This is a genomic window from Stieleria sp., from assembly GCF_041595215.1.
GTDB classification, from domain to species: domain Bacteria; phylum Planctomycetota; class Planctomycetia; order Pirellulales; family Pirellulaceae; genus Stieleria; species Stieleria magnilauensis.
In genome coordinates, this window is the sequence record NZ_JBFHKV010001209.1 from 1 (window position 1) to 2,355 (window position 2,355).

Sequence of the window (2,355 nt, forward strand, 5' to 3'; positions counted from 1 at the left end):
ATTTGACATTCCTCCCGAGTGTGAGGATTGCGGCAAACCAGAATCCGAATGCATTTGTACGCCGGAAGAAAAGGCGCAAGCGGAAGCGAAACGCCAACGCGACGCCGACCGATTGCCGCCAGAAAAACAGACCGCCCGCATCAGTGTTCAAAAACGCAAGGGCGGGCGCAAGGCAACCGTCGTCGAAGGCTTGACCGCCAAGGCGAACGACCTGGCGGACGTGTTGACTCGATTACAAGCCGCCTGCGGCAGCGGCGGAACGGTCAAACCCAAAGAAAACCTGATCGAAATCCAAGGCGACCACGCCGACACCGTTCGCAAAACGCTTGCCGGAATCGGATTCAAAGTGAAACCGACTCGGTAACGCGACGTCGTGCCTGACCGCTTTCAGCGTCACCCCACGTCTTCGGTCGGCGGAATGATTTTCACCGGTTGGGTTTCTCCCAGATCATAGACTTCCAGATCGAAGGCGGACTCGGGCTCGTCGATTTGGTCAATCGCTTCGTCGGTCATTTCCACACGCAGCGTGATCACACCGATCTTGACTTCGCTGCCCGGCAGCAGCACCGCCTTTTCGACGCGTCGATCATCAACGTAAACCCCGTTCTTGGATCCCAGATCGCGGACCACGAGCGATCCGTAGGGATCGATCAGGAACTGGCAGTGTTTGCGGCTGATCGAACCGTCGCTGAGCGTGATCTCGGCCGTCGGACAGCGACCGATGGTCACCGGAGGGGAAAGGACCCACTGTTGTCGGTCGATGCCGCTGGCAGTGTCGACCCAAACGAACTTGTAATTCATCGGCAGCGTTCCACGAAAGAGAAGAGAAGAAGGATCCGCCTGAATGTTCCCGAAAACAAATTTACACCATGGCGCGCCCGGCGTCGAATTCAGTGGCGCCAGAAAATGCACGGACGCCGAAAATCGCGACTCGCTGCCGCTCGACTCGCTCGACGCCCCTCCCGCTCGACGCCCCTCCCGCCCGACGGTGGCGGCGGACTGATGTGGCGGTAGACCCCGTTTCGTTTCCGAGTAGATTGGTCGTCCGCGCTGGCATTTCCCTCCCTTCCCCCCGTTCACGACAAGAATTCATGAAAACCGCTTGGTCCTCCCTTCCCGCCTGGGGCGTGTTGTTGTTTCTGATCCTGATCCCCGATGTGTCGCGAGGTGACCAACCGGTTTCGGTGATCTTTGACACCGACATCACCGGAGATGTGGACGACGTACTGGCGCTGGCGATGCTGCACACGTTGGCCGATCGTGGCGAATGCACGATCACCGCGGTCACGGTTTCGAAGATCAATCCATTGGCCGCACCGTTCGTCGACGCGGTCAACACGTTCTACGGACGGCCGGATCTCCCCATCGGGGTTGCACGTGATGCCCAGCACCGTGACAGCAAGTACCTGGACCTGGTCGAAGAAAAAGAGGGTGACACGTTCCGCTATCCCCACGACCTTCTCTCCGGCGACGACGCACCAGACGCAGTGACGGTGCTGCGTCAAACGCTGTCCGCCGCCGCCGATCAAAGCGTCGCCTTGGTGCAGGTCGGCTTGGCGGCCAACCTCGCCGATCTGATCGAGTCGCCGCCGGATTCGATCAGCCCACTCTCGGGCATCGAACTGGTGCGCCGCAAAGTGCGTTTGGTTTCGGTGATGGCCGGTGCGTTTCGACCGGTCCGCGGCAACACCCATTTCTTGGAGGCGAACGTCCGCAACGGGATCGGGTCGATGCAGCGGTTCGCTCGGCAATGGCCCGCCGACGTGCCAGTGGTCTGGAGTGACTTTCTGATCGGCATTGCCGCGCCCTACCCCCGCGAAAGTATCGCCCGAGACTTTCGGTATCGAGACCACCACATCGTGCCCGAAGCCTATCTGTTGCACAGCGGCCCCAACCACGATCGCCCCACATGGGACCTGACCAGTGTCTTGTACGCCGTGCGACCCGACGACCAATACTTCGGCCTATCCGAACGCGGCACGGTCGCGGTCGACGACGACGGCTTCACCCGATTCACGCCCGACCCGCAGGGACGTGACCGCTACCTGACGATGAACCCCATCCAGACCGCACGGGTCATCGAAGTCCAACGTGCGCTCGTCAGCCAACCGCCGAGAAACTGATCGAGCTGTCCTCCCTTTCTCTCGCACCGTCGGTCGTCGTGCGGTTTTCAGCGTCACCCTCCTGGCAGGAGGATCGAGCGAAGCGAGGGGAGGTCGAACGGCCAATCGCGGTGTTCACTTCGCCGGCCAGGGTCGCGTCCCGAGCCGCAACAACACCCCTGAATGATCAACCACCTAAAAACTGCACGACTTCGTCGGCGGAGCGTTGCTCAGCGTGTCGAAGGGAAGCGTG

Annotated in this window: 3 protein-coding genes; 2 read left to right on the top strand and 1 reads right to left on the bottom strand. The window is 60.8% G+C overall.

Annotated features, from left to right (window positions below; all coding sequences use genetic code 11):
• On the top strand, positions 1 to 364 hold a 364-nt coding region (locus tag ABX749_RS29760), incomplete at its 5' end, for a translation initiation factor (protein WP_372899232.1).
• 29 nt (positions 365 to 393) lie between these two features.
• Here ABX749_RS29760 and ABX749_RS29765 read toward each other — a convergent pair.
• Entirely contained in the window at positions 394 to 801 is a 408-nt protein-coding gene (locus tag ABX749_RS29765; protein ID WP_145211871.1) for an FHA domain-containing protein, read from the bottom strand.
• 290 nt (positions 802 to 1,091) lie between these two features.
• Between ABX749_RS29765 and ABX749_RS29770 the strand changes: the two genes are divergently transcribed.
• Positions 1,092 to 2,123, top strand: coding sequence for a nucleoside hydrolase (locus ABX749_RS29770; RefSeq protein ID WP_372899233.1), 1,032 nt, complete (start codon positions 1,092 to 1,094; stop codon positions 2,121 to 2,123).
• Positions 2,124 to 2,355 lie beyond the last annotated feature (232 nt).

Bases quoted from the DNA above. Each gene is read 5' to 3' on its own strand.
- ABX749_RS29765 (WP_145211871.1), bottom strand. From the start codon at position 801: ATGAATTACAAGTTCGTTTGGGTCGACACTGCCAGCGGCATCGACCGA.
- ABX749_RS29770 (WP_372899233.1), top strand. From the start codon at position 1,092: ATGAAAACCGCTTGGTCCTCCCTTCCCGCCTGGGGCGTGTTGTTGTTT.